Here is a 25760-nt window from a genome sequence, read left to right as displayed (position 1 = left end):
TTGGAAACTTTATTACGGGAGATGGAGGACTTCGCTGCCCTCCATCATGTCCCCATCATCAATGAGCGCGGGCGGCAGGCGTTCCTGCAAGTGGTACAGGAGGCCAGACCGCAGCGGGTATTGGAAATCGGTACGGCTATTGGCTATTCCAGCCTGCTGATGGCCATGCATGGTGCGGAAGACATTGAAATCACCACATTGGAGCTCAGTGACGAACGGATCAGGACGGCACAGGGCTATATTGACCGGTCAGCTTATGCTGGCCGGATTCGCATTATCGGCGGGGATGCAGCGGAAAATCTGACCAAACTGCAGCTGACCGGTCAAAAATTTGACTTCGTCTTCATTGACGCGGCCAAGGGGCAGTATGTGGATTATTTCCACAAAATACAGCCCATGCTGGCGGATAATGCCACCATACTGGCGGACAATGTCCTGTTCCGCGGCTATGTCAAGGGCGATGTGCCCACGCCCCGCCGCTTCAAGACGATTGTGAAGCGGCTGCGGGAATATATCGGGCTGGTCAGCCAGCCCCCCTTTGTAACGGAAATATTGGAAAACGGCGATGGACTCGCCGTCACGAGGAGAGTTTTATAAATGCTGAAAAAACCAGAACTCCTTGCCCCGGCAGGGAATTTGGAAAAGATGAAGATGGCCCTGCTCTATGGTGCCGATGCGGTGTACCTGGGGGGCAAGGCCTTTGGCCTGCGGGCCTTTGGCGGCAATTTCACCTATGAGGAACTGAAGGAAGCCGTAGACTTTGCCCACGAGCGGGGGAAAAAGGTCTATGTGACAGTCAATATTTTTCCCCATAACAGTGATATCGAAAAATTGCCGGAATACCTGCGCTATCTGCAGGAAATCCAGGTGGATGCCTTATTGGTGGCGGATTTGGGCGTGTTTTCCCTGTGCCGCAAGCTGATCCCCGATATGGAGCTGCATATCAGCACTCAGGCCAACAACACCAACTGGGCAACGGTCAATGCCTGGAAGGAAATGGGGGCCAAGCGCGTGGTGCTGGCCCGGGAGATGAGCCTCAACGAGATCCGGGAAATCCGGGAAAAATGTGATGTGGATCTGGAGATGTTCATGCATGGTGCCATGTGCATTTCCTATTCCGGCCGCTGCCTGCTGTCCAATTACTTCACGGGCCGTGACTCCAACCGGGGCAGCTGTGCCCAGTCCTGCCGCTGGAAATATGCGCTGGTGGAAGAGACGAGACCGGGCAAGTATTTCCCCATCGAGGAGGACGAGCGGGGTACTTATATCATGAACTCCAAGGATATGTGCCTGATGCCTCATATCAAAGATGTCATCGAAAGCGGCGTGGACAGCCTCAAGATTGAAGGCCGCATGAAGAGCGTCCACTATGCTGCCAGCGTGACCAAGGCCTATCGTCTGGCCATTGACAGCTACTTTGCTGATCCGGAAAATTTCACGGTCAAGCAGGAATGGATGGATGAACTGGAGAAGGTTTCCCATCGGGCCTATACGACAGGTTTCTACTATCATCAGCCGGACGCCGAAGACCAGATCTACGGCAAGACCTCCTATGACCAGACCTCGGATTTTGTGGGCTTGGTGCGCGCCTATGATGCAGCCACGGGCTATGCAGTGGTGGAACAGCGCAACAATATGAAGGTGGGGCAGGAAATCGAAGTATTCCAGCCCACGGGGCCGCTTTACCGGCAGAAGATCACGTCCATGATTGACAATGAGACCAACGAGGAAATCGCCGTGGCCCCCCATCCCCAGCAGATCATCCGCATGAAGATGGAACAGCCGGTGGAAGCTTATACGATTTTGCGGCGGGATATTGTAAATAAATAGACTTTGTTTACAAATGTTGATAGAAATAGTACAATGTAAGCTGTAATTTGTAATATCGCAACTTGAGGGAGGTAATTATCATGGCAGATTTGGTTCGTTATTTTGGCACGGCAACAGGCCGGGTGCAGGGTGTAGGCTTCCGCATGTTTGTGCAGCAGAATGCTTTGGAACTTGGCATCACGGGCTGGGTGAAGAATATGGACGATGGCACGGTGACCATGGAAGTGCAGGGCACCCAGGAAGCTATTGACCGGCTGGAAGAAGTTATCCGTCAGGGCAATTACTTCATCAAGGTGCAGAGTTTCGGGCTGGAAGTCCGGGATGTTATCGCCATGGAACGGCGTTTTGATATTCGCTATTGACCATATGATCCTGAAGGGGGATGTCTATGAAGAAGGTTTTGGTATTGAACGGCCCGAATCTCAATCTGCTGGGAACCCGGGAGCCGGAGATTTATGGCAGTACCACATTGAAAGACATTGAGGAAATGCTGCAGAAGCGGGGCGCTGAAGCTGGTATTGAGGTGGATTGCTTCCAGTCCAATCATGAAGGCGTGCTGGTGGATAAGATTCAGGCGGCCCGGGCCGTGTATGATTACATCATCTTCAATGCGGCAGCCTTTACCCATTACAGCATTGCCCTGCGGGATGCCATTGCGGCGGTGGAGGTGCCCTTGATTGAGGTGCATATCTCCAATATCCACAAGCGGGAGGAGTTCCGGCATAATTCGGTTATAGCCCCTGTCGCTATGGGACAGATATGTGGATTGGGGGTTGAGAGCTATTTGGCAGCTCTCGAGGCCATTATCTACAAGTTAAAGAGTTGATGTCCTTTTCTTTGGCACAAAGAAAAGGACCAAATACCCTGGCGGGCACAGGCGAAAACAGCGGACTGAAATCCCTTCCGGGGATTTACGTCCGCAGGCGCCCTTCCTTGGGCGCCGGGGTTACCACGATTTTTTCACAGGAGTTGACGTAGTTTATGAAGGACAGTCGGTTGCAGGCTTTGCGTGCTTTGATGGCAGAGAAAGATTTGGATGCGGTGATTATCACGAAATATGTGAATCTGCATTATTTCAGTGGGTTCCGTGGTGATGATACTACGCTTGTTATTGGCCAGAAGGATGCTATGCTGATTACGGACAGCCGTTATACAGAGCAGGCGGGGCAGCAGGCGCCGTTGTTTGAGATTGTGGAGCAGAAGGACGGTTTGCTTTCCAAGACGGCGGAGTGTGTGAAGAAGATTGGCGCGAAGAAAGTCGGTTTTGAAGGCAATGACCTGATCTATGATTATTTCGCCAAACTGGGTGAATTCCTGGATGGCTGCGAATTCAAGACGCCGTTGAAGCTGGATACCCTGCGTCAGATCAAGGATGCAGAGGAGATTGCAAATATCCGCAGGGCCTGCGAGATTGTGGATATTGCCTTTGCGGATATGCTGACCTATATTCGTCCGGGCATGACGGAGGTGCAAGCAGCAGCTCATCTGGAGAACTGCATGCGGGAAAATGGTTCGGAAGGGCCGTCTTTTACTACCATCATGGCGTCCGGTGTGCGGGGCAGCCTGCCGCATGGCATTGCTACGGACAAGGTCATCCATGAGGGTGAGTTCCTGACCATGGATTTTGGCGCTTTCTATAATGGCTATGCTTCGGATATCACCCGTACCATCTGCATTGGCAAAGCCGATGAAAAGCAGCGCAAGGTTTATAAAGCTGTGCTGGAATCCCAGCTGTTGGGTTTGAATAAGATCAAGCCGGGGGTGTCTGGTAAAGCGGTTCATGAGGCCGTGCGTGCTAATCTGGCCAAGTATGATCTGGCCCAGTATTTCGGTCATGGTCTTGGTCACAGCCTGGGGCTGGAAATCCATGAGGAACCGCGCCTGTCGCCGAAGAGCACCTGTGAGGCACTGCAGCCGGGGATGCTGGTGACGGATGAACCGGGCGTTTACCTGCCGGGCTGGGGCGGTCTGCGCATTGAAGATACGGTGCTGGTGACGGAAACCGGATGCGAAGCACTGACTAAGGCGCCTAAGGAACTGATTGAGATTGGAGCTCGTTGATTTGGGGCTTGTGGTATAAGGCGTGCGGCGGGGGCACAGCAGCCATCTTCCGCTAAGACGGGAAGCTAAACTTATTTTTGGCCTTTAATTAGGTATCGCGAAAAGTCAAAACTCGCTGCGCTCAGACAGTAGACTTTTCACGCTAGAATAGCGGTTTGGCAAAAAATAAGTTCTTGACGCTTCCCGTCTCATGCTCCTGCTGGCTGCTGTACCCCGCCGCACTTAATCCCTGATAGCACGCATTGCAATGTGTCAGGATTTTTCTTCTCGATGTGTTTGGAGGTTTCGATATGAGACTTGCTCGATTGTTTTTGCCGGTAATGGCTTTGACTTTATTGTTTTCCCCGCTGGCTCAGGCGGCGGAGGAGCTTCCTGTGTTGTCCGTTGACGGGCGGGGGAGTGCTTCGATTGCTCCCGACCAGGCGGAGCTGGTGATTGGCGTTGTTTCCCAAGGGCGCAGTGCCAGTCAGGCGCAGGCAGAGAATGCGCAGAAATCTGCTGCTATCACTCAGGCACTGAAAGGGCTTGGGGTTGCGGCCAGTGACATCCAGAGCCGGAATTACTCTTTTCACCCCAATTATAGCAATAAAGAAGGGCGGAGCCGGGAAATAAGCGGGTATACGGCCAGTCATTCCCTGCGGGTGCATATCCGTGATATAGCCAAGGCAGGAAAGATTGTGGATGCCGCTTTGAATGCCGGGGCCAATGAGGTCAATTCCCTGCAGTATTCCGTCAGCGACCAGAGTTCTGTGCGCAAGGCGGCCCTATCCCAGGCCATTGCCGATGCCCGCAACAAGGCGAATATCATTGCCAGCGGTCTGGGGCGACAGATTGTCGGCATAAAGAATGTGTCAGAGAACACTGGCTATATCGAGGCCCGTTCTTATAATGGCGATATGCTGATGGCTTCCAAGGCAGCGGCAACGAATATTGAACCAGGCGTGATTTCTCTTGATGCCAATGTGCATATTGAATATCTGTTAAGCAAATAATATTCTACAACATCCCCTTTCGTGCCCGATGGATTGACGGTGGCGAAAGGGGATTCGTGTATTGGGGATAAATAGTTTTTAGCTGTCAGCAGGAAAACAGGGAAAGCAGGAAGAAATCAGCAAAGATGGGAGGTGTCATCAGCATGTGGAATATGAAATGGTGCAAACGGGCAGGCATGGTTTTAGCAATTGGAGGTACGTTTTTCCTCGGAGGCAGTCAGGCGGGGGCGGAACCGGCTATGGATGGCATGACGGCTTTTCGGGAAGCTTATATGGCGGTAGCGGCTAAGGAAGATAACCGCGCATTCGTGGAAAATGTCAATTTTCTGGGACCGACCTTTCATGCTGACCTGGATCTGCAAGGGCAGGTATTGGCAAATGGTTTCCTGCACATGGCAGGAAAAATCAACTTAGGCTTCACGGAACAGGAAAAAGGGAATACAACGCAGATGGAGATTCCCTTTTATATCGAACATGAAAAGGACAGCCTGGCCTTTTATGCCCGGCAGGGAGAGACGTGGTATAAGATAGCGGTGCCGGGAGTTTCGGCAGAACTGACGAAGTCATTGAAGTCCACGAATGTGGAGAACCTGACGGAAACGATGGCTGCAGTGAAATCGGTAACCATCCTGAAAGAGGATGAAAAGCAGCGGAGCATGAATATCTTGCTGGATGGGGCGAAGACAGCTGACTTGCTGATGAAGTACAGCAAGAATGATTTGCTCAAGACAACGCCGGAAGAACGAAAGAATCAGCAGGAAATCATGCAGCGCCTGTCTGTCGTGCTGAAAAACAAAGATGTGGCGGTAAACTGGGTGGTGGATAAGAAAAATTGGCGTACCATAACCGTAGGCATGGATTTCACGGATATCATGCGTGGCTATGCCCAGGCTGTACTGAAGGAGGCCGCTGATGGCAGGATGCAGCTGAAGAATGATGAACGGGAACTTTTGGAGGCTTTGGCCTATTATAGCGAATTGCACGCATATACGACCTATATAGGTGTGAAGGAAAAGAGCCTGACGGTTCCGGAGGATGTGCGTAAATCTGCAACGGATCTGAACATCTTTGCCGGCCTGCAGCCGAAGGAAGTGCCAATGACTAAGAAATAAAGAAATCAGGGGCTTGTGAAAAAAATAGTGCAAGCCCTTTTATTTATGGGCGGTTTTGTGCTAAAATAGGAACGTTAAGTTTGTAAATTACGGCAGATTTCTCATTCTGCTGCAAAAATATACCTAATGGGGGTAGATTTGTTTGAAGTATATGAGTGGTAACGAACTGCGCGAAGCTTATTTGCAGTTCTTTGCAGAAAAGAAGGGGCATTTACGCCTGCCCAGTTTCTCCCTGATTCCACAGGATGATCCGACGCTGCTTTTGATTGGTGCCGGTATGGCGCCGCTGAAGCCGTTCTTCACGGGCAAGATGAAACCGCCCCGTACGCGTGTGACCACGAGCCAGCGCTGCGTGCGTACCGGCGATATCGAGAACGTAGGCCGCACTGCCCGCCATCAGACTTTCTTCGAAATGCTGGGCAATTTCTCCTTTGGCGATTACTTCAAGGGCGAAGCTATTCCCTGGGCCTGGGAATTCCTGACGGAAGTGGTGGAACTGCCGAAAGACAAACTCTGGGTAACGGTTTACCCCGATGATGATGAAGCCATCGAGATTTGGAAGTCTCAGCCGGGCTTCCCCCAGGATCATATCGTCAAGATGGACGACAACTTCTGGGAAATCGGCCCTGGCCCCTGCGGTCCGGACTCCGAAATCTACATCGACCTGGGCGAGGAACGCGGCTGCGGCAGCCCGGATTGCGCTGTGGGCTGTGACTGCGACCGTTATCTGGAAATCTGGAACCTGGTGTTCACCCAGTACGACAAGCAGGAAGATGGTTCCTACAAGAACCTGGCCCATAAGAACATCGATACGGGTTGCGGCCTCGAGCGTCTGGCTTCCGTCGTCCAGGAAAAGAAGACCAACTTCGAGACGGACCTGCTGTTCCCGATTATCGAATACGCTGCTGGCGTTGCTGGCGTGACCTATGGCGAAGATGCGGAAAAGGATATCTCCCTGAAGGTTATCGCCGACCATGCCCGTTCCATGGCCATCATGATCATGGATGGTATCCTGCCCTCCAACGAAGGCCGCGGCTATGTGCTGCGCCGTATCCTGCGCCGTGCCATCCGTCATGGCCGCATGCTGGGCATCAAGGACAAGTTCCTGGAAGGTGCGGTCAATGCTGCTGTGGAAATCTATCGTGGTGCCAAGGACTTCGAAGAACTGGTCAACAAGGCTGACTACATCAAGAAGGTCATCAGCCTCGAAGAAGACCGCTTTGCTGCCACCCTCAATCAGGGTATGGAACTTTTGGGCGCTGAGATCGAAAAGGTCAAGGCTGCTGGCAAGACGGCTCTGGATGGCGAAGTTACGTTCCGCCTCTACGATACCTTCGGTTTCCCCTGGGAACTCACGGAGGAAATCCTCCACGAAAATGGTTTGGAACTGGACAAGGAAGGCTTTGACAAGGCCATGGATGAGCAGCGCACCCGCGCCCGTAACGCCCGTGCTGAAAATACCCGTGTGGCTGTGCCTGACCTGTCCTCCATTGACGTCAGCAAGCTGACGGTAGATGAAAAGGCTACGGCTGCCAAAGTTGTGGCTATCTGGCAGGATGGCAAGCTGGTGGATGAAATCACTGATGGCCAGGAAGCTGGCGTAATCCTTACGACCACGCCGTTCTACGCAGAAGGCGGCGGACAGGTTGGTGACGAAGGTATCCTGACCTCCGAACTGGGCCATATCAGCGTCAGCAACGCCAAGAAGCTGCCGGATGGCACGGTTTACCATGTGGCCTATGTGGAAGAAGGCCAGCTGAAAGTCGGCGACGAAGTGCAGATTGCTGTGAACAAGGCACAGAAACTGGCTTCCGCCCGCAACCATACGGCTACCCATCTGTTGCAGGCTGCCCTCAAGAAGGTCGTGGGCGACCAGATCAGCCAGGCTGGTTCTTCCGTTACACCGGAACGCTTGCGCTTTGACTTCACCAACTTTGAACCGGTGACGGCTCAGCAGCTGGCTGATGTGGAAGAGCTGGTGAATAATGAGATCCTCAAAGGTCAGGATGTGGAAATTTCTCATATGAGCCTGGATGAAGCCAAAGAAGCCGGTGCCATGGCCCTGTTCTCCGAAAAATACGGCGATGTGGTACGCGTGGTCAAAGTTCCTGATTTCTCCATGGAACTCTGCGGTGGCTCCCATGTGGCTAACGTCGGTCAGATCGGCATGTTCAAGATTGTCAGCGAAAGTGGCGTAGCTTCCGGCGTACGCCGTATCGAGGCCATCACAGGCAAGGCTGCTCTGGACTATGCAAATGGCAAGATGGCTATCCTTGCCGAAGCTGCATCTAAGCTCAAGACCAAGGAAGAGGATGTACCGGCTCAGATTGCAAAGGTACAGGGCGAAATGAAGGCCATACAGAAGCAGCTGGACGAAGTGGCTGCTATGCGTGACAAGGCCGATGCGGCTAAGCTCATTGCCGGTCTGCAGGAAGTGAACGGCGTCAACGTGGTTTGCGGCAAGACCAATGCCGGCAGCATGGACGAGCTCCGTGAAGTGGCCGATATGACCAGCTCCAAGCTGGATACCCCGAGTGTTGTGGTACTGGCTTGCGCTAATGATGGCAAGGTAAATCTGGTGGTCAAGGCTACGAAGGAAGCCAATGCCAAGGGCATCCATGCCGGCAAGATCATCAAAGAAGCTGCCGCAGTTGTCGGTGGCGGCGGCGGCGGCCGCCCGGATATGGCTCAGGCAGGCGGCAAGAATGCAGAGGCACTGCCCCAGGCATTTGATAAGGCTGTGGAAGTCATTAAAGCTCAGCTGGGCTAAGCGATATACTAAGTTAGGCTAATCAAGGCCCGGCATAACCATTTCTTGCGCTGAGACGCTGCGCGTCAAACGCTCCAGAAATGGTTACGCCGGGCCTTTGGATAGTCTGAAAGTGATGTAAACTCATAATCCCAGGGGGGATATAGATGGAAGTAGATATTACAGAAAAAGCCAAGAATTTTATCCGCTTTGGCTTGATCGGCTTGATTGCTCTGGCAGCTTTGGCTGGCGGCGGCTTGTATTTCTACCAGCATAGTCAGCGCAGCTTTACGATAAGCGATGCGTCGGTGGTAGGAAATGAAGCGGTTATCACGGCCAAAGGTGAGGGCAAGATTACGGAAGTTCTGGTGCAGGATGGCGACTATGTGGAAGAAGGCGCTGTGATTGCCCGGGTGGAATCCAAGATTACCGATCAGGATATCGCCCAGCTGGAACAGAATGTGCAGCTGGCCCAGCAAAGTTTTGCCCAGCTGCAAAAGGGAACTACGGTGGCACAACCTCAGGTTCCGACAGCGGCGCCAACGGTTGACAGTGGTGCACAGCGCCGGGCTGCTGATGCCTATGCCCGGATGCAGCGCATGAATGAGCTGTTCAATATGGGGGCTATCAGTGCGGCCAAGCGGGATGAGGCAGCGGCCGCCTATGCCGCAGCCAAGGCTGCTGCCAGCTCGGCGCCTGCTGCGGCTCCAGCACCTGCTCAGACCACGGTGATTCCCACCAGCCCTGAAGTTTTGAAACAGGCGGAATTGCAGGTCAAACAGGCAGAAGCTGCCCTAGCCAATGCCAAAAGCGACCAGCAGGTCAAGGAGATTGTAGCCACTGCCACTGGCGTGGTGAGTCTGGCTGATGGCATTGCCGCTGACAGTGAGTTAAAGACGGATCAGGAAGTGGCACGCATCCAGGCCAGCAATGATGCCTGGCTTGAGGCTAAACTGACCGAAAATCAGGCAGCTAACGTACGCTTAGGGGAATTTGTCAATTACGAATTGGATGGACATAAACTTCAAGGTACCGTACAGGATATAGTTGTGCCGGAAGCTGATGAAGCAGATTCTGATCAGGCAAACAGCTTGACGACAGTCAAGATTTCCCTGCCTGCGGAGCCGGAATTTGTCATCAAGTCGGGAATGCCGGGAAAGATCACCTTCCCATTAGGGAATTAAGTATATATTGCTATGATATAAAAGCGAGCGTTGGATATTTTTGATCCGGCGCTCGTTTTGTCGTTCTCGGAATATTTTTGTCCTGTGGACAGGAATAATGAAACGGATGGCAAATTATATCAAAAAGGGATTGCCGCTTGAACAGCCGAAAGATTAGAGGGGGGGACTATGGAAAGATTGAGTTTTTGGGCGAAAAATGATTTATCCGTATTATTCCTGTTGTCCATTTTCATGAATGGTTTCGAGACAGGCGGTTATCAGGCGTCTCTGCTCTATGTGGGGCAGGAATTTGATCTGTCGATCGGTCAGCAGGGAATGTTGGCTGCCGTGGAGCTGTTTGCCACCATGATTGCACCGTTGCTGCTCGGTGCTTTGGCCGATAAGATTGGCAAGCAGATCATGTTGGTGGTGTTTACAGCCTGCCGGGTGATATCGGCAGCCATTATCCTATTGGCCACCAATTCCCTGATTTTTGCTCTGGGCATCTTTGTGCTGGGCTTTGCCTGCAGCATCGTGCAGTATGTAGCCATTGCCGGGATGCAGGATGCCTATCCCCTTACCCGCAATCGCCGCATGGGCTATATCACCGCCATGTTTGCCCTTGGTGCTGTCATAGCGCCGTTGGTGGTGGGCGCTTCCCTGGAAACGCCCTGGGGCTGGCGGACCTTCTTTGCCCTGAGCGCGCTCATCTTTCTTGTCCTTACCGTTGGCCTGGCCAAAACGAGTTTTGCTCCCCGGGAAGAATCATCGCCTGCTGAACTGGCCAAAGCTGAAGGCGGCATCTATTACAAGGGCGCAGCCTTGCTGTGCATCATTATGTTCATCTATGTCGGGGTGGAAAATGGCCTGTGCTTTTTCCTGAACAGTTTCATGCAGGATACAATGAATTCCTCCCGTGGCTATCTGGCCTTATCGCTATTCTGGCTGGCCATGATTCCGTCGCGCTTCCTCTGTGCTTTCCTGGCGGATTACCGCAGCCGGCTTATCTATATCGTCCCGTTGGGCGCGGCTTTGACCCTGGCCTTGTTGGCTGTGCTGACGCAGGAACTGTTGGCCTTTATTGTCGTATTTGTCTGCGGCTTCTTTTGCGGCGGCGTCTATCCCAATGTGCTGACCTATGTGGCAGATTTTGCCGGTGGACGCACGGCGACGGTTACGGCGGCTATCACAGTGGCAACCGGTGTGGGGGCGATGGTCATATCCGCATCCTTTGGTTACCTGCACGAGCATTTTGGCTTTTCAGGAGCTTTTCTGGTTCTCGCAGCACTTTTGGGTGTGGATATTCTAGTGGCGGCGATGGTGCCACGCCTGCGGCGTTAGTAAATATCTGAAGGAGTAGTAATCTTTTGTGCCACCAGACTGGTTTGGCAGAGAGGTAACAGAAGATGCCAGATTATCCTATGGAATCCTGGCTAGAGAGGATGGCATGATGATTGGCTGGGGGGCAGGAAATGACGGCAAATATGGCGAAATAATCAGGGAAAATAATGGAAACAATTGAGGAGGAAAAAATGTTCAAAAGCAAAAAAATCCTTATCGCCATGCTGTCTGCGTGTGCGCTGAATCCAATTATGCCGACATGGAGTACAAACCATGTTTGGGTGGCAGAAGCCAAACAGGCAAGTGGCATAGATTATCTTGTCTTGGTGAATAAGACGCACAAACTTCCCGCTGATTATGAAGCCAAGGTACCTTTGGTGACGGTGAAGAATTCCATGGGGCGCGAATTCCAGATTGAGCGCGACACATATGCTCATTTTGTTCAATTGCGGGAAGCTTTGTTGAAGCAAGGTATTCAGATTGAGATGGATTCCATTTATCGGAGTGTAGCCCGACAGCAGGAGATCGTGAAGGAATTTACCCAAAAATATGGAGAGGACTATGTTAAAAAATATGTAGCTGTCCCCGGTTATTCCGAGCATCATACCGGGTTGGCGGTGGATATCTGTTTGGTAGTGGATGGTAAGGTTGTCGATGATAACGACGAGATGATAGCCCAAAAAGATATCTTTGCCAGGATACACCCTTTGTTGGCTGATTATGGATTCATACTGCGTTATCCACAGGGGAAGGAAAGCATTACCGGTTACAGTTACGAACCATGGCATTTTCGTTATGTAGGGAAAGATGTGGCTAAGGAAATCTGCCGCAGGGGCATGACTTTCGAGGAATATATGACGGCAGCCGTTCCGGAGCATGCTTCCCCAAAATGAGCGTCAGCAACCCTGACTGATTGCATGGACTGAAGGTGCAGCTCTGAGCAGGTAAAGTGTATTATTCTGTTTTATCCGAGGACATTCGTAGTATGGAAAAATCTTTTTTGATTCCGATATCCCGCCGTGATTTTATGAAAATGGCAGGCATGGCCACCGTGGGGGTTCTGGCAGAAGGCGCTATTGGCGGGGCAGTTACCGTGGAGGCCGCCCGCAAGTCTGGCGGTACTATGACCTATGCCGGCAAGGAGATTCCCGTGTTGTTCGCCGTGGATGTGTGTGTGGCGGGCGGTGGCCCGCATTGGCGAAGCGGCAGGTATCGCTGCAGCCTGGGGGCTGAAAAAGCAGATTGCTGCCAATGAAATCGTCTGGGATAAAATTCCTGCTGAAAAACGCAGCTATGTCAGCATGTTATAAGAGCACTCCTGCGTCAGAAAAGGTTGGGGGATATCGCCTCGATGAAGAGAGGAAATAAAATCCACAATGAGAGTATAAATGTATTTTTAAACATCACATTATGAAACAAAAAGCTTTAGAAAAAGGAAAAATCTTTCTAGGGCTTTTTTTTTGTTTACGGTTATGCTATAATGAGTGACATAATTTCGCAAACTAAAGGATTAAAGATAAAAAGTAAAGTGAGGAGGAGAACAAGTGGTTAATCCTAAACTGCGTGATGCACAGAATGATATGCTCTTTAAGGCCATTTTATCCTTGGAATCCCTGGAAGAATGCTATCAGTTCTTCGAGGACATCTGCACCATCAGTGAGCTCAAGGCCCTGTCTCAGCGACTCGAAGTAGCCCGGATGCTGCAGGGCGGCCATATCTACGATGATATCGTGGCCCGTACCGGTGCCAGCACCGCTACCATCAGCCGGGTGAAGCGCTGTCTGAACTACGGCGCTGACGGCTATAAGATTGTGCTGGATCGGTTGCCGGCAGACAACGCAGAATGATTGAAAATTACGTTCAGAAATAATTGAGGGGAGTAGTGTTCATGGAAAAAGATTGCAGTTTACTGAAAATCCCGTATGGCACCAGGGATTTCCTGCCCGCTGAGGCAGCAGGCAAGCGGGTGGTGGAAACCCGTCTGGCAGAGCTCTTCGCCCAGTGGGGTTATGAAGAAGTGGTTACGCCTTCCATTGAGTATCTGGATACGCTGAGCCTGGGAGGCGGCAAGAATATCGGGGATCATCTGTTCAAGCTGTTTGACAAGTCAAATCAGACATTGGCCCTGCGCCACGAAATGACTACTCCCATCGCCCGTCTGGTCAGTACCCGTCTGCAGGACAGCCCGCTGCCCTTGAAACTTTCCTATATCAGCAGCGTGTTCCGCTATGAACAGACGCAGGCAGGACGCCAGTGTGAATTCTATCAGGCAGGGGTGGAGCTCATGGGCCCTGGCAGTCCTGCAACTGATGCAGAAGTGGTGGCGCTGGCCGTCACAGGTCTCCTGCGTTCCGGCCTTACGGAATTCACCGTCTGCCTGGGGCAGGTGGAATTCCTGACGGGCATCCTCAATCAGTATCGCCTGAGTAAAGAGGAACAGGACAACCTGAAAGCAGCCATGGAGCGCCGCAATCTGGTGGAACTCAATGAACTGGTGGATGCTCTGAATCTGCCGGAAAATGCCAAGACGGTCTTGAAGAAACTGCCGCTGCTGAATGGCGGGGAAGAACTGCTGAAGGAAGCTTACGATTTGGCCCTCAATGAGCAGAGCCGCCGGGCTTTGGATAATCTGGCAGAAATCTACCGCCTGCTGAAGGCCTACAAAGTCGAACAGTATGTGCGCTTTGACCTGGGCATCATCCGGGATTTCAGCTATTATACCGGCATGGTCTTTGAAGTCTATGCGCCGGGGCTGGGTTATCCCCTCTGTGGCGGCGGCCGCTATGACCATCTGCTGGCAGATTTCGGCACGGCCTGCCCGGCTACGGGTTTTGCCTTAGGCATTGAACGCATCCTGCTGGCCATTGAACGGCAGCAGCTGCCTATGCACAGTCTGCCCCGTGATATCTATGTGGGTTATGCTGCAGGGAAGGAAACGCAGGCCATTGAGCGGGCTGCTGCTTTGCGGGCAGAAGGCAAGTCGGTGGAACTGGCTGTTAGCAGCCAGACAGAAGCAGCGGCGAAAGACAGCCAACAGCAGAAAAATTACGCTGCTTTGGAATACATACAATGATACAACGCATCAGGCAATTTTTTCTGGCCATTACGGCGCACATTACGGCAACGGATAAAAAATGGCTGGCAGAGAACCTGCCACCCGCGGCCCAGGAGCTTTTCTACGCCATGCACCCGGCAGACCAGTATCACGCCTTGCATGTAGCCCGTACCGCCCTGGAATTATGGGAAAAACAGCCTGCAGGAGACAAAAGTTTGCTTCTGCGATCCGCCCTGCTTCATGATGTAGGCAAGCAGCAGGGAGATATGGATGTTTTCGGCAAGGTATGGGCAGTGCTGTTGAAGCATTTTCTCCCGGAATTGGCAAAAAAATTAGCGCGTAAAGGTACAGGATATCTAGGACATATCATGTATATTTCCTATAACCACGCACAGATAGGTGCGGATAAATTGAAACGTATTGGCATGGTGCAGGAGGCGGAAATCATCCGCTACCATCATGCCTTGGAGCAGAAAAATGAACCGCCGGAATTGAAGCTATTGCGGGCGGCGGACGAACTGAACTGACATCTGACCGGTCAGTTTGACCAGTCAGTCAAAGGATAGAATTGGAGGCTTGTGTATGAAGTCTGAAATGGAGTATCTTACGATTGCCCTGCCAAAGGGAAAACTCTTTGGCCTGTCGGCAGATTTACTGGCCAAGATTGGCTATACCGCCGAAGGCCTTTCCGATAAATCCCGGAAACTCATCATCACCAATGAGGAAAAGAAAATCAAATTCATCGTGTCCAAGACCGCCGATGTGCCCACCTATGTGGAATATGGCGCAGCCGATATCGGCATCATCGGCAAGGATGTGCTTATCGAGGCGGAAAAAGATGTCTATGAGCTGCTCGATATGGGCTTTGGCAAATGCCATCTGATGATGGCGGTGCCCAAGGCCGAGAAGCGGGCCAAGCTTATGGATTATAACCATACGAGAGTGGCTACGAAATTCCCCCGCATTGCGGAAAAATTCTTCCGTCAGCACGGCATGCAGATGGAGTATATCAAGCTTAATGGTTCCATCGAATTAGGGCCTATTGTGGGGCTTTCCGAGAGTATCGTGGATATCGTGGAAACGGGCACCACCCTGCGGGAAAACGATTTGGAGGAAATCGTCTCCATCCAGGAAGCTACGGCAAGGCTTATTGCCAACCGGGTAAGCTTCAAATTGAAATTTGACCGGATTCATACTTTGGTGGAAGAATTGCGGAAAGTCTTAGAAGCGGAGGCAGCAAAATGAAGATAGTCAAAGCAAGTGAATTAGGCGAGGCAGCCATCAATAAAATGTTGCAGAAACCTGCCTTTGATGAAGTGGAACTGAGCCCCAAAATCCGGGAAGCCAATAAGGTGACCTTTGGCAAGGATATGACGGCGGCGGAATTGGTAGCCCAGATCGTGCGGGATGTGCGCTTTGAGGGCGATAAAGCCGTTCTGCGCTATACCAAATTGATTGACAAGGTTGAATGCGATATTCGGGATTTGCTGGTGACGGAAGAAGAATTTGCCGCCGCTGAAAAACAGGCAGATCCTGAGGTAGTGGAATCTCTGAAGCGGGCGGCTGAGAATGTACGACGTTATCATGAGGAGCAGAAGCCCAATTCCTGGATGACTTATCGGGAGCAGGGCTCCATCCTGGGGCAGTCCCTGATTCCCTTGGACAGGGTTGGCATCTATGTGCCCGGCGGCACGGCGGCCTACCCGTCTTCCGTGATCATGAACGCCATGCCCGCAGCTGTGGCAGGGGTGGGCGAAATCATCATGATGGTGCCGCCCAAGAACGGCGCTATCAATCCCTATGTGCTGGTGGCGGCAAAGCTGGCTGGCGTCAAGAAGATCTATAAGATTGGCGGCGCTCAGGCCATTGCGGCGCTGGCCTTTGGCACGGAAACCATCCCCCGTGTGGACAAGATCACAGGCCCGGGCAATATCTTCGTAACCTTGGCCAAGAAGGAAGTCTATGGCCATGTGGACATCGATATGCTAGCCGGTCCCAGTGAAATCCTGATTGTGGCCGACGAAAGCGCAGATCCCGTCTATACGGCGGCAGATATGCTGAGCCAGGCCGAGCATGATCCCTTGGCTTCCAGCATTGTGATTACGGATAGCGAGACTTTAGCTCGTAAGGTAGCGATTGAAGCGGAAAACCAGCTGCAGAAACTGCCCCGTCAGGAAATCGCCCGGGCATCTTTGGACCGGAACGGCCTGATTGTCATTGCGGAGAATATGCAGCAGGCTCTGCGCTTTGCCAATACCTCTGCACCGGAACATCTGGAACTTTTGACCCAAGAACCTTTCCAGCTGCTGCCCTATGTGCGCCATGCGGGAGCTGTGTTCCTGGGCGCTTATTCCCCGGAACCGCTGGGGGATTATTTTGCCGGGCCTAACCATGTTCTGCCCACGGGGGGGACAGCCCGCTATTACAGCGTGCTGAACGTGGAAACCTTTATGAAGCGCACGAGCCTGATTTCCTATACCCAGCCGGCGCTCTCGGCAGTCAGCGAGGATATCATCCGCCTGGCGGAATCCGAAGGCCTGCAGGCACATGCCAATGCCATTCGTTTGAGGAGGAACAATTAATGTTGAAATACCGTACCGGTCTGAAGGATATGCCATCCTATGATGTGGTGGAACGGGACTGGAATATAAAAGTCAACGCCAATGAATGCAATATGAATCTGCCGCCCATGGTAGAAGACCGAGTGATGGGCCGCCTTTCCCGGGTTGCCTTCAACCGCTATCCCAATGAGGAATACGACTATCTCTGCGAACAGATTGCCGACAATCACAATCTGCAGAAAGAAAATGTTCTGCTGGGCAATGGTTCCAGTGAAATCATTGAAAAACTCTTTTACTGCTTTGGCGGTACCAAAGCGAAAAAAATCGTCTATCCCGTGCCTTCCTTTTCCATGTATGGCATCTATGCCAAGGCTGCTCAGGCGCAGGGAATTGCCGTGGAACTCAACGAGGATTATTCCCTGGATAAGGAAAAATTTGTTCAGGTTGTCAACGACGAAAAGGCAGGTTTGGCGGTTATCTGCAATCCCAATAATCCCACAGGCACTGGCTATAGCCTGGCGGATATTGAGTATATTGCCGCCAATATCCATGGCAATTGTGCCCTGTTGATTGATGAAGCATATATGGAATTTTACGGCCAGACAGCCATGAGCCTGTTGAGCCAATATCCCCATCTGATCGTGGCCAGGACTTTCTCCAAAGCCTATGGTTTGGCATCTGCCCGTGTGGGTTATATGCTGGCCGCGAAGGAAATCGTGGAAATGATTGACAAGTCCTATATGCCTTATCATATGAATGTCTTGTCCCTGGTTACGGCAGATATTGTCTATCAGATGCGTCATGAATATGTGCCTCGCATCCAGATGATGATTGCGGAACGTAAACGTATGATGACTTTATTGGACAAATTGCCTGGGGTAACGGTTTATCCTTCGGAAACGAATTTTGTTCTCATAAAATACGCCAAAGCTGAAGAATTAAATGAATATCTTGCCGAAAAAGGCATCGGCGTTCGCAGCTTTGGCAAGGCACCGCGGCTGGAAAACTGTCTGCGCATTTCCATGGGCCTGCGGGAAGAAAATGATGCCTGGTACAATGAAATAAAAGCTTTTGTGGAGGGACGGGCATGAGCAGAGTTGCTTCAATAAAAAGAGAAACCGCCGAAACAAAGATTGCCTTGAATTTGAATCTTGATGGCACGGGTAAGGCTGTGGTTGATTCCGGCATTGGTTTTTTCGATCATATGCTGAATCTCATGACGGCCCATGGCCTGCTGGATTTGGAATTGCGCTGTGACGGGGATCTGGAAGTGGACGGTCATCACAGCGTGGAAGATATCGGCATTGCCTTGGGCGATGCCTTTAAGGAAGCCATTGGCGATAAGAAGGGTATCTGCCGTTATGGCACGTTCTATCTGCCCATGGATGAGGCTTTGGCCTTTGTGACCTTGGATATCAGCGGGCGGCCATTCCTGGTCTATGATGGAGGAGAAATGGCACCCATGGTGGGCGGTTTTGATACGGAACTTACGGAAGAATTTTTGCGTGCCTTTGCGGTTCATGCGGGAATTACGCTCCATGTGAAAATTCTTTATGGCACGAATACCCATCATAAGATTGAAGCGATTTTCAAGGCTTTGGGACATGCACTGCGCATTGCCGTAAGCAATGATCCGAAAGTTACGGGGGTTCCTTCAACGAAAGGTATGCTCTAAGGAGGGCTGCTGATGATTGCGATAATTGATTATGGTGTAGGCAATTTATTTAGTGTGGAAAAAGCCTTTGCTGCATTAGGGGCAGAGGCAAAAATCACCAATGATCCCGAGGAAATCAAGGCGGCGGAAAAACTTGTTCTGCCTGGCGTGGGCGCCTTTGGCGACTGCATGAAAAACCTTGAAGAAAGCGGACTGATTCCTTTGCTCAAAGAGGAAGTGGCTGCTGGCAAGCCCCTGTTGGGCATTTGCGTGGGGCTGCAGATTCTCTTTGCTGGCAGCGAGGAATCGCCGGAGGCAAAAGGCTTAGGCCTGATTCCCGGTCAGGTGAAAAGAATTCAGGCAGAAGGCTTGAAAGTTCCCCATATGGGATGGAATCGGCTGCATATTGCTGAGCCTCGACGGGAGCAGGATTTATTTGCCGGGCTGGGGCAGGATAAGGAATATGTTTATTTCGTGCATAGTTATCATGCGGTGCCAGAAGATAAATCAGTAGTGACCTCTGCTACTGATTATGGGGAGCGACTTACTGCTTCGGTGCAGAAGGATAATATCTTTGCTACGCAGTTTCATCCGGAAAAGTCAGGAGATATTGGTTTGCATATAATTGAAAACTTTTGTCGGCTTTAAGTTAATGCGTAGTTATGTACTTTTCTTTGGAGCAAAGAAAAGTACCAAAAGAAACTGTGGCCTGAAATCCCATCCGGGGATTTACGGCCACGGGCGCCCTTCCTTGGGCGCCGGGGCGACGAGTTTGCACGATGGGGGAATTATTGTATGATTATTTTTCCGGCTATTGATATTCGTGGGGGTAAGTGTGTTCGGTTGCTGAAAGGTGACTTTAATCAGGAAACGGTGTTTTCCGATAGTCCGGCTGCTATGGCAGCTAAGTGGCAGGAGCAGGGGGCTGAGTATCTCCACTTAGTGGATTTAGATGGAGCTTTGGCTGGTTCTTCGCAGAATCTGGCGGCTATTGAGGAAATCCTGAAAACGGTGAATATCCCTACGGAGCTTGGTGGGGGAATCCGTACCATGGAGCAGATTGATAAACTGCTCAACTTGGGAATTACCCGGGTTATTCTCGGTTCCGTAGCGGTGAAAAATCCTGAACTGGTCAAAGAGGCCTGTGCGAAATATGGAGAGCGTATTGTCGTAGGCATTGATGCCAAAGATGGAATCGTGGCCGTGGAAGGCTGGGGGAAATCCGGCAATATCGGTGTGATTGAACTGGCAAAGGAAATGAAAAAAGCCGGCGTCAAGACCATCATCTATACGGATATTTCCCGGGATGGCACGTTAAGTGGCGTTAATGTAGAAGCTACCGTTAAACTGGCACAGGAAAGCGGCGTAAAGATTGTCGCTTCCGGCGGGGTAAAATCCTTGGAGGATATCAAGGCTTTAAAAGAAAAGGAAGCTTTTGGCATCGAAGGTGTAATCGCGGGTAAATCCATTTACATGGGAACCTTGGATTTGCCGGAAGCAATCAAAATCGCCAAAAGCTGATATTTTTCGGAAAATTTCTCAAAAAAAACTTGCCAAATCTGCTATTATTGTCTACAATGATAGCAGATAATTTATTTTTATTGAAGGAGAGATAAAAATGGCAAGAAAGGCAAATTACGACGAAAAGATCAATGCTATCGAAGCAAAAATTGCTAAGAAGCAGGAAGAAGTCAAAGCGCTGAAAGCTCAGCTGACTGAACTGAAATCCAAGAAAGCTCAGGATGACTTCAAAGAACTGACGGAATACATGACGGCTAATAACCTGAATGCTTCTGATGTTCTGGCTTCCATCAGAAACTGATTTCCATATATAAAAAAGGAACCATACCTATTCAGGCAATGGTTCCTTTTTTATTTCAAAAATAATTTTATAAATCTTCGTGAACTTCCGTAAAATAGATTACGGTCACGGTATCTTCCATCAGGATACGGCGCTTGTAGATTTTCTCGAAATCTGCTACCAGTTCTTCCTGAGAATTGATTTCCGGATTCTGATGACCTAAATCATTGGAAGTCAGGGTGCCCATGGTTTTTACCCTTACTTTATCCAGATATGCAGGATAGAGTTTGTGTTTCGGCTCACCTTTTACCCCGGTGGTAATCCAGACGATGGAACCTTCGGGATAAAGCTGGCTTACATCCCCTAAACGCACGGTGCAGTTTTTCGTGCGTTCCATCAGCATTTTCTTATGCTTGGCAGCTTGAAAGTTCAAGGCCATCATAAAGCAACATCTCCTATCTGTTTGTTTATAATAAATCCTTGTCTTTTATTATAACATGAATTTTACAGTATTGATAGGTCTTATATGTAAAGTTGTATAGCAGGATTTTCCTTTTCCTTAGCGAATATACGAATATGTTACAAAATATGAGGAGGCGGCATTATGGACGGACAGCGCTTACGGGAATTTTTGGCCACCAAGACGGAACAATGCAATGTTTTGGTGGTGGGGGATATCATGCTGGATAAATATTATTACGGGGAAGTTACCCGTATATCTGGCGAGGCACCGGTACCAATCACCCGGGTACAGTCATCCTCAGAGAAATTAGGTGGCAGTGCCAATATCGCCTACAGTTTGGCTGTATTGGGCTGCAAGGTCAGTATAGCGGGCTTTGTGGGTGAGGATTCCCATTGTGAGAGCCTGGTGGAAAAATTCCAGCACTATGGCATCGATGCCAGCGGCCTGATCTACACCAACCGGCCCACCACCACCAAGGTGCGCATCATGAGCGGTAATCAGCAGATGTTCCGGCTGGATTTTGAGGCAAAGCAGGCCATTGATCTGCAGGATATGGCCCGCTATGAACAGTATATCGGCGACAAGCTCAGCGAAAGCCTGGATTGTGTGATTATCTCAGACCATGCCAATGGGGCCTGCACCGATGCTTCTTGCAGTTGGATCATCGAGAAGTGCCACAATCATGGCGTACCGGTAGTGGTGGATATGAGCACCTCATCCTGGGTAAATTACCGCAATGCGGATTATGTGGTTGCCAACCTCAAGCGTATCAATCAGCAGCTTTTGCAGCCCATTGAAAATGAGGACGCGGCCGTGGAAAAAGCCTGCCACTACCTGATGCGGAAATTCCATATCAAGAATATCATTGCTACCCGTTCACAGAAGGGCATGGCCCTCGTGCAGGAAAATGAAACCGTGCATATTCCCACGAAAGCCCAGGAACTCTTTGATGTCTTAGGTGCTACCGATGCGGTGACGGCCGTCTTCGGTATGGCGCTGGCAGGGGGGCTGCCGGTATCCCTGGGGGCATATCTGGCCAATCTGGCTGCCAGCCGGGTTGTGGCCCGTCTGGGTACTTATGCGGTTACCCGCGAAGAACTTGAGAGTCTGCTCGTTCAGTGATATACTATTATTATATTTTGAGAACAAATTGCAGTACAGGAGTGATTTTGTGAAGGTTAATGACCATATTCATGGATTTAATGTAATAAATCGCAGTGAAAGCAAGGAGACCAACTCCGTTGCCTGGACTTTCGAACATGAAAAGAGCGGTGCCCGCCTCTTTTTCCTGCAGAACGATGACGATAACAAGGTGTTTTCCATCAGCTTCCGCACGCCGCCCTTTGACGATACCGGTGTCGCCCATATCGTGGAGCATTCCACCCTTTGCGGCAGCCGCAAATATCCTCTGAAGGAGCCCTTTGTGGAGCTTGTGAAGGGTTCCCTGAATACCTTCCTCAATGCTATGACCTATCCGGACAAGACCATGTACCCGGTGGCCAGCCGCAATGACAAGGACTTCCAAAACCTGATGGATGTTTATCTCGATGCGGTATTCTATCCCAACATGCTGGAAAATCCCCAGATCCTGATGCAGGAGGGCTGGCATTATGAGATTGATGATGCCCAGGCACCGCTGACCTATAGTGGAGTTGTCTATAATGAAATGAAGGGCGCACTCTCGGCCCCCGATGATCTGCTGGAAAGCAGGGTGATGGCGGCCCTTTATCCGGACAATACATATGGCTATGAATCCGGCGGCGATCCGGAAGCCATTCCGCAGCTGACCTATGAGATGTTCAAGAACTTCCATCAGCGCTACTATCATCCGGCCAACAGCTATATCTATCTCTATGGCGATATGGATATCGAGGAAAAACTGGCTTATCTGAATAAGGAATATCTGTCCCATTTTGACCGCATCACTCTCGATTCCCATATCGAAAAGCAGCAGGCTTTTACTGGCCTGAAGCGGCAGGATCTCCATTATCCGGCCAGCCCCGATGAGGACACGGCAGAAAAGTCCTTCCTGTCCCTGAGCTGGGTGGTGGGCGAGTCCCTGAACCTTACGGATATGATGGGGCTCGAAATCCTCGAGCATGCCCTGCTGCGGACGCCGGCAGCTCCCCTGCGCAAGGCGCTGATTGATGCTCAGCTGGGCAAGGATGTGGATTCTTCCTTTGAAGAGGATATCCTGCAGCCCTTCTTCAGCATCATCATCAGCAATTCCGAAGCAGATAGGGCGGACAAATTCTACAACATTGTTCGTGAAACCTTGCAAAAGCTGGCAGAGGAAGGCATTGACCGCACCCTGCTGGAAGCATCCATCAACCTGCTGGAATTCCGCCTGCGGGAATCCGACTTCGGCTCGGCCCCCAAGGGACTGATCTATGGCATCCGCATCATGAAGACCTGGCTTTATGACGGAGAACCGGAGAAAGTTCTGGCCTATGAACCCATCATCAAAGCCATGAAGGATGGCCTGCAGAATGGTTACTTCGAAGACCTTATCCGCCGCTATTTCCTGAACAATACCCATGCAGCCCTGCTGACCATGTCACCGGACAAAAAGATGGCGGCAGAACGTGAGCAGAAACAGGCTGATATGCTGGCCGAGCGCAAAAAATCCATGAGCGCCGCTGAAATCGAACAGCTGATTGAGGAAAACAAAGCGTTGAAGAAGCGTCAGCAGAGCGAGGATTCGGAAGAAGCCCTGAAGACCATCCCGCTGCTGAAACTCAGCGATATCCGCCGCAAGGCCTATGAACTTCCTTTGGAAGAAAAGGATCTGGCCGGTACCAAGGTGCTGTTCAGCGATATTGAGACCAATGGCATCGTTTATCTGAGCCTGCTCTTTGATGCCCAGGTAGTGCCCCAGGAAGATATTGCCTATGCCTTCCTGCTGAGTGAGCTTATCGGCAATGTGGATACGGAACAGAGCACTTATGCGGAACTTGCCAACCGCAAGAACCTCCATACCGGCGGCATTACCTATGATATGGTGACCTATACGCGCAATAACGAGCCGGATTCCAATACGCCGAAATTCAAGATCAAGGCCAAGGTCCTGCGGGAAAAACTGCCGCAGTTACTGGAACTTCTGCAGGAAATCCTCATGACCAGCAAATTCAGCGATGAAAAGCGCATCCGGGAGCTGCTGGAACAGGAACAGGCAACCATTGAGCTTAATCTGCAGCGCAGTGCCCATCAGGTGGTCAGCGCCCGCTTGGCAGGCTATCTGACACCAGCCGGCCGCTATGCCGATGAAGGCGGTCTGCCTTTCTATCCCTTTATCAAGGAATTACTGGCGGGTTTCCCGGCCAATTTGCCCGCTATTGCCGCTAAACTCAGCGAGTTGGCACAGAAGATCTTCAATCAGCATAACCTGATTGTCAGCGTTACGGATGGCGCTCCATATTACGATGGCTTTGCGGCTGAGTTCGACAAGTTCCAGCAGGAACTGGGCCAGGAAATCTATCCTGCACAGGAATACCATTGGGATCTGCAGGCGCTTAACGAGGGCCTCACTTCTTCCAGCCGCGTGCAGTATGTGGGCAAGGGCGCAAACTTCCTGAAACTGGGCCATAAGTTCACGGGCACCATGCATGTGCTGGAAACCATCCTGCGCTATGACTACTTTTGGACGAAAATCCGTGTCCAGGGTGGGGCCTATGGAGCCTTCACGAGCTTCAACCGCAACGGCATGATGTATTTCGGCTCCTACCGCGATCCGAATCTCACGGAAACCCTGGATGTCTTCAACGGCACGGCAGATTATCTCCGGAATTTTGCCGCCTCCGAACGGGAGATGGACAAGTATATCATCGGCACCATGAGCAATATCGACACGCCGCTGACACCGCAGATGAAAGGCAGTGCCGCTGCCACCTGCTGGCTCCGGGGTATTACCGAAGCCGACCGGCAGAAATCCCGGGATGAAATCCTCGACACCCGTCAGGCCGATGTGCAGAAACTCTCTCAGCTGGTAGAAGACTGCATGAAGAAAAATGTCCTTTGCGTCTTCGGTGGCCAGGAAAAGATCAATGCGCATAAAGAAGTGTTTGGCGAAGTGCGGCCGGCACTGTAAAAATCACATGATTAAATCATAATCCTCATGCCAAAAGGCTGTCGTATCAAGTATAGCTTACTTGTACGGCAGCCTTTTATCGTCCTGTATTATTTATAAATTGATAAGCTGTCCAATATCAAACAGTATAGCGATATGCGGGTAAGCAGCAAAATCAGCAGCAGGGGTAGTGCCAGTTGTCACAGCGGCAAAATCCACTTTGGCGTTTTGCGCAGCCTGGGCGTCAACAAGATTATCCCCGGTATAAAGAATCTTGTCATGCTCAAGGCCAAAGTGCTGCAGGGCTGCAAGGATGCCTTCAGGGCTGGGTTTGAGTGTTTTTACGTCATCACTGCCGATAATATGGTCAATAAGATGCGCATAGCCATCCTGCACAAATTTCTCGGCAATGCGGCTGCGCGTCTTGCTGGATATAATACCAACTTTGGCGCCACGGGCCTTCAACTCGGTAAGCAAGGGGATGGTTTGCGGATAAAAATGCGTCATTGGTGTCATATAGCGGTCAGCCTCTTTTTTATAGGCAGCGATAAAGGCATCACAGGCAGCTTCATCCCGGTTTTGCGTAATGCGCATAACAGCCTCGCGCATGGGCAGGCCAACCGTGCGGCAGATAGTGTCCTTTTCTACGGCAGGTAAGCCTGACTTTTCCAGAGTAGTCTGAAAGCATTTTACAATACCCGCCGAAGAATCAGCAAGTGTATAGTCAAAGTCAAAAAGATATAATTGATAGTTTTTCATCAAAGGCCGCCTTTCGTATGTAAGATCTGATTATCTTACATGATAACACGGAATACGCTCAGAGGGAAACAACGCAGGGAAAAGTTATGATTATTGCCTTGAAAAATACACGGGCAAATGGTAGGATATAAAGGTGACCGGTCAAATTGACAA

Annotated in this window: 27 protein-coding genes; 25 read left to right on the top strand and 2 right to left on the bottom strand. The window is 50.9% G+C overall.

Annotated elements, in window-relative coordinates; translation table 11 throughout:
* From SELR_RS07835 to SELR_RS07730, 23 genes are all read left to right on the top strand, one after another.
* Entirely contained in the window at nt 1-597 is a 597-nt protein-coding gene (locus SELR_RS07835) for an O-methyltransferase (RefSeq protein ID WP_014424677.1), read from the top strand.
* Nucleotides 598-1830 carry a peptidase U32 family protein gene (locus SELR_RS07830; RefSeq protein WP_014424676.1) on the top strand — a complete coding sequence of 411 codons (1233 nt, stop codon included), beginning with the start codon at nt 598-600 and terminating at the stop codon, nt 1828-1830. It begins immediately after the preceding gene.
* A gap of 80 nt (nt 1831-1910) precedes the next feature.
* Nucleotides 1911-2192, top strand: a complete 282-nt coding sequence (locus tag SELR_RS07825) for an acylphosphatase (RefSeq protein ID WP_014424675.1) — start codon at nt 1911-1913, stop codon at nt 2190-2192.
* A gap of 26 nt (nt 2193-2218) precedes the next feature.
* The gene (gene aroQ, locus SELR_RS07820; RefSeq protein WP_014424674.1) at nt 2219-2656 is read left to right on the top strand and encodes a type II 3-dehydroquinate dehydratase; all 438 of its coding nucleotides are present in this window, start codon (nt 2219-2221) and stop codon (nt 2654-2656) included.
* Nucleotides 2657-2811: 155 nt separating this feature from the next.
* A complete protein-coding gene (locus SELR_RS07815) occupies nt 2812-3891 on the top strand; it encodes a M24 family metallopeptidase (RefSeq protein WP_014424672.1) in 1080 nt (359 codons plus the stop codon).
* Nucleotides 3892-4181: 290 nt separating this feature from the next.
* Nucleotides 4182-4883 carry an SIMPL domain-containing protein gene (locus tag SELR_RS07810; protein WP_014424671.1) on the top strand — a complete coding sequence of 234 codons (702 nt, stop codon included), beginning with the start codon at nt 4182-4184 and terminating at the stop codon, nt 4881-4883.
* A gap of 143 nt (nt 4884-5026) precedes the next feature.
* Nucleotides 5027-5995 (top strand): DUF6612 family protein, encoded by a 969-nt coding sequence (locus SELR_RS07805; protein ID WP_014424670.1) that lies wholly within the window; start codon nt 5027-5029, stop codon nt 5993-5995.
* Nucleotides 5996-6146: 151 nt separating this feature from the next.
* The gene (gene alaS, locus SELR_RS07800; protein ID WP_197537181.1) at nt 6147-8765 is read left to right on the top strand and encodes an alanine--tRNA ligase; all 2619 of its coding nucleotides are present in this window, start codon (nt 6147-6149) and stop codon (nt 8763-8765) included.
* 146 nt (nt 8766-8911) lie between these two features.
* Entirely contained in the window at nt 8912-9928 is a 1017-nt protein-coding gene (locus SELR_RS07795) for an HlyD family secretion protein (RefSeq protein ID WP_014424668.1), read from the top strand.
* Between the two features lie 168 nt (nt 9929-10096).
* Entirely contained in the window at nt 10097-11248 is a 1152-nt protein-coding gene (locus SELR_RS07790) for an MFS transporter (RefSeq protein ID WP_014424667.1), read from the top strand.
* A 28-nt stretch (nt 11249-11276) separates the two neighbouring features.
* On the top strand, nt 11277-11429 hold the full coding sequence (locus tag SELR_RS19255; RefSeq protein WP_014424666.1) for a hypothetical protein: 153 nt from the start codon (nt 11277-11279) through the stop codon (nt 11427-11429).
* Nucleotides 11430-11439: 10 nt separating this feature from the next.
* Nucleotides 11440-12141 carry a M15 family metallopeptidase gene (locus SELR_RS07785; RefSeq protein ID WP_014424665.1) on the top strand — a complete coding sequence of 234 codons (702 nt, stop codon included), beginning with the start codon at nt 11440-11442 and terminating at the stop codon, nt 12139-12141.
* A 92-nt stretch (nt 12142-12233) separates the two neighbouring features.
* Complete coding sequence (locus SELR_RS18860) at nt 12234-12503, top strand: twin-arginine translocation signal domain-containing protein (protein ID WP_014424664.1); 270 nt, start codon at nt 12234-12236, stop codon at nt 12501-12503.
* Between the two features lie 289 nt (nt 12504-12792).
* Nucleotides 12793-13095: a YerC/YecD family TrpR-related protein gene (locus SELR_RS07775; RefSeq protein WP_014424663.1), complete on the top strand. Its 303-nt coding sequence runs from the start codon at nt 12793-12795 to the stop codon at nt 13093-13095.
* 41 nt (nt 13096-13136) lie between these two features.
* A complete protein-coding gene (gene hisZ / locus SELR_RS07770) occupies nt 13137-14321 on the top strand; it encodes an ATP phosphoribosyltransferase regulatory subunit (RefSeq protein ID WP_014424662.1) in 1185 nt (394 codons plus the stop codon).
* Nucleotides 14318-14830, top strand: coding sequence for an HD domain-containing protein (locus tag SELR_RS07765; protein WP_014424661.1), 513 nt, complete (start codon nt 14318-14320; stop codon nt 14828-14830). Before hisZ ends, SELR_RS07765 begins: the two co-directional genes overlap by 4 nt.
* 55 nt (nt 14831-14885) lie before the next feature.
* Nucleotides 14886-15548 (top strand): ATP phosphoribosyltransferase, encoded by a 663-nt coding sequence (hisG, locus tag SELR_RS07760; RefSeq protein WP_014424660.1) that lies wholly within the window; start codon nt 14886-14888, stop codon nt 15546-15548.
* Nucleotides 15545-16885, top strand: a complete 1341-nt coding sequence (gene hisD, locus SELR_RS07755) for a histidinol dehydrogenase (RefSeq protein WP_014424659.1) — start codon at nt 15545-15547, stop codon at nt 16883-16885. The genes hisG and hisD overlap by 4 nt, the downstream gene beginning before the upstream one ends.
* Nucleotides 16885-17955 (top strand): histidinol-phosphate transaminase, encoded by a 1071-nt coding sequence (gene hisC / locus SELR_RS07750; protein ID WP_014424658.1) that lies wholly within the window; start codon nt 16885-16887, stop codon nt 17953-17955. Before hisD ends, hisC begins: the two co-directional genes overlap by 1 nt.
* Nucleotides 17952-18539 carry an imidazoleglycerol-phosphate dehydratase HisB gene (gene hisB / locus SELR_RS07745; protein ID WP_014424657.1) on the top strand — a complete coding sequence of 196 codons (588 nt, stop codon included), beginning with the start codon at nt 17952-17954 and terminating at the stop codon, nt 18537-18539. The genes hisC and hisB overlap by 4 nt, the downstream gene beginning before the upstream one ends.
* Before the next feature lie 12 nt (nt 18540-18551).
* Nucleotides 18552-19166 carry an imidazole glycerol phosphate synthase subunit HisH gene (gene hisH, locus SELR_RS07740; protein WP_014424656.1) on the top strand — a complete coding sequence of 205 codons (615 nt, stop codon included), beginning with the start codon at nt 18552-18554 and terminating at the stop codon, nt 19164-19166.
* A 147-nt stretch (nt 19167-19313) separates the two neighbouring features.
* A complete protein-coding gene (gene hisA / locus SELR_RS07735; RefSeq protein WP_041914334.1) occupies nt 19314-20039 on the top strand; it encodes a 1-(5-phosphoribosyl)-5-[(5-phosphoribosylamino)methylideneamino]imidazole-4-carboxamide isomerase in 726 nt (241 codons plus the stop codon).
* Nucleotides 20040-20136: 97 nt separating this feature from the next.
* Nucleotides 20137-20340 (top strand): hypothetical protein, encoded by a 204-nt coding sequence (locus tag SELR_RS07730; protein ID WP_014424654.1) that lies wholly within the window; start codon nt 20137-20139, stop codon nt 20338-20340.
* Between the two features lie 67 nt (nt 20341-20407).
* On the opposite strand, the gene SELR_RS07725 is transcribed toward SELR_RS07730, so the two are convergent.
* Nucleotides 20408-20761, bottom strand: a complete 354-nt coding sequence (locus SELR_RS07725) for an ASCH domain-containing protein (protein ID WP_014424653.1) — start codon at nt 20759-20761, stop codon at nt 20408-20410.
* A gap of 162 nt (nt 20762-20923) precedes the next feature.
* Between SELR_RS07725 and SELR_RS07720 the strand changes: the two genes are divergently transcribed.
* The gene (locus SELR_RS07720; protein ID WP_014424652.1) at nt 20924-21904 is read left to right on the top strand and encodes a bifunctional heptose 7-phosphate kinase/heptose 1-phosphate adenyltransferase; all 981 of its coding nucleotides are present in this window, start codon (nt 20924-20926) and stop codon (nt 21902-21904) included.
* A 49-nt stretch (nt 21905-21953) separates the two neighbouring features.
* Nucleotides 21954-24869 carry an insulinase family protein gene (locus tag SELR_RS07715; RefSeq protein WP_014424651.1) on the top strand — a complete coding sequence of 972 codons (2916 nt, stop codon included), beginning with the start codon at nt 21954-21956 and terminating at the stop codon, nt 24867-24869.
* Nucleotides 24870-24962: 93 nt separating this feature from the next.
* On the opposite strand, the gene SELR_RS07710 is transcribed toward SELR_RS07715, so the two are convergent.
* The gene (locus SELR_RS07710; protein ID WP_014424650.1) at nt 24963-25607 is read right to left on the bottom strand and encodes an HAD family hydrolase; all 645 of its coding nucleotides are present in this window, start codon (nt 25605-25607) and stop codon (nt 24963-24965) included.
* Nucleotides 25608-25760: the final 153 nt, after the last annotated feature.

This window comes from Selenomonas ruminantium subsp. lactilytica TAM6421, from assembly GCF_000284095.1.
Taxonomy (GTDB): Bacteria; Bacillota; Negativicutes; order Selenomonadales; family Selenomonadaceae; genus Selenomonas_A; species Selenomonas_A lactilytica.
Note: the sequence above shows the minus strand (reverse complement) of the source record. Positions and strands in the feature narration are given on the sequence as shown.

What these genes read in the sequence shown, in the direction of transcription:
- SELR_RS07805 (WP_014424670.1), top strand. Translation starts at nt 5,027, where the DNA reads ATGTGGAATATGAAATGGTGCAAACGGGCAGGCATGGTTTTAGCAATT.
- SELR_RS07730 (WP_014424654.1), top strand. Translation starts at nt 20,137, where the DNA reads ATGGCAAGAAAGGCAAATTACGACGAAAAGATCAATGCTATCGAAGCA.
- SELR_RS07815 (WP_014424672.1), top strand. Translation starts at nt 2,812, where the DNA reads ATGAAGGACAGTCGGTTGCAGGCTTTGCGTGCTTTGATGGCAGAGAAA.
- SELR_RS07725 (WP_014424653.1), bottom strand. Translation starts at nt 20,761, where the DNA reads ATGATGGCCTTGAACTTTCAAGCTGCCAAGCATAAGAAAATGCTGATG.
- SELR_RS07720 (WP_014424652.1), top strand. Translation starts at nt 20,924, where the DNA reads ATGGACGGACAGCGCTTACGGGAATTTTTGGCCACCAAGACGGAACAA.
- hisG (WP_014424660.1), top strand. Translation starts at nt 14,886, where the DNA reads ATGAAGTCTGAAATGGAGTATCTTACGATTGCCCTGCCAAAGGGAAAA.
- hisA (WP_041914334.1), top strand. Translation starts at nt 19,314, where the DNA reads ATGATTATTTTTCCGGCTATTGATATTCGTGGGGGTAAGTGTGTTCGG.
- hisD (WP_014424659.1), top strand. Translation starts at nt 15,545, where the DNA reads ATGAAGATAGTCAAAGCAAGTGAATTAGGCGAGGCAGCCATCAATAAA.
- SELR_RS07810 (WP_014424671.1), top strand. Translation starts at nt 4,182, where the DNA reads ATGAGACTTGCTCGATTGTTTTTGCCGGTAATGGCTTTGACTTTATTG.
- hisZ (WP_014424662.1), top strand. Translation starts at nt 13,137, where the DNA reads ATGGAAAAAGATTGCAGTTTACTGAAAATCCCGTATGGCACCAGGGAT.
- alaS (WP_197537181.1), top strand. Translation starts at nt 6,147, where the DNA reads ATGAGTGGTAACGAACTGCGCGAAGCTTATTTGCAGTTCTTTGCAGAA.
- hisB (WP_014424657.1), top strand. Translation starts at nt 17,952, where the DNA reads ATGAGCAGAGTTGCTTCAATAAAAAGAGAAACCGCCGAAACAAAGATT.
- SELR_RS07790 (WP_014424667.1), top strand. Translation starts at nt 10,097, where the DNA reads ATGGAAAGATTGAGTTTTTGGGCGAAAAATGATTTATCCGTATTATTC.
- SELR_RS07785 (WP_014424665.1), top strand. Translation starts at nt 11,440, where the DNA reads ATGTTCAAAAGCAAAAAAATCCTTATCGCCATGCTGTCTGCGTGTGCG.
- SELR_RS18860 (WP_014424664.1), top strand. Translation starts at nt 12,234, where the DNA reads ATGGAAAAATCTTTTTTGATTCCGATATCCCGCCGTGATTTTATGAAA.
- SELR_RS07710 (WP_014424650.1), bottom strand. Translation starts at nt 25,607, where the DNA reads ATGAAAAACTATCAATTATATCTTTTTGACTTTGACTATACACTTGCT.
- SELR_RS07830 (WP_014424676.1), top strand. Translation starts at nt 598, where the DNA reads ATGCTGAAAAAACCAGAACTCCTTGCCCCGGCAGGGAATTTGGAAAAG.
- SELR_RS07795 (WP_014424668.1), top strand. Translation starts at nt 8,912, where the DNA reads ATGGAAGTAGATATTACAGAAAAAGCCAAGAATTTTATCCGCTTTGGC.
- SELR_RS07765 (WP_014424661.1), top strand. Translation starts at nt 14,318, where the DNA reads ATGATACAACGCATCAGGCAATTTTTTCTGGCCATTACGGCGCACATT.
- aroQ (WP_014424674.1), top strand. Translation starts at nt 2,219, where the DNA reads ATGAAGAAGGTTTTGGTATTGAACGGCCCGAATCTCAATCTGCTGGGA.
- SELR_RS07825 (WP_014424675.1), top strand. Translation starts at nt 1,911, where the DNA reads ATGGCAGATTTGGTTCGTTATTTTGGCACGGCAACAGGCCGGGTGCAG.
- hisC (WP_014424658.1), top strand. Translation starts at nt 16,885, where the DNA reads ATGTTGAAATACCGTACCGGTCTGAAGGATATGCCATCCTATGATGTG.
- hisH (WP_014424656.1), top strand. Translation starts at nt 18,552, where the DNA reads ATGATTGCGATAATTGATTATGGTGTAGGCAATTTATTTAGTGTGGAA.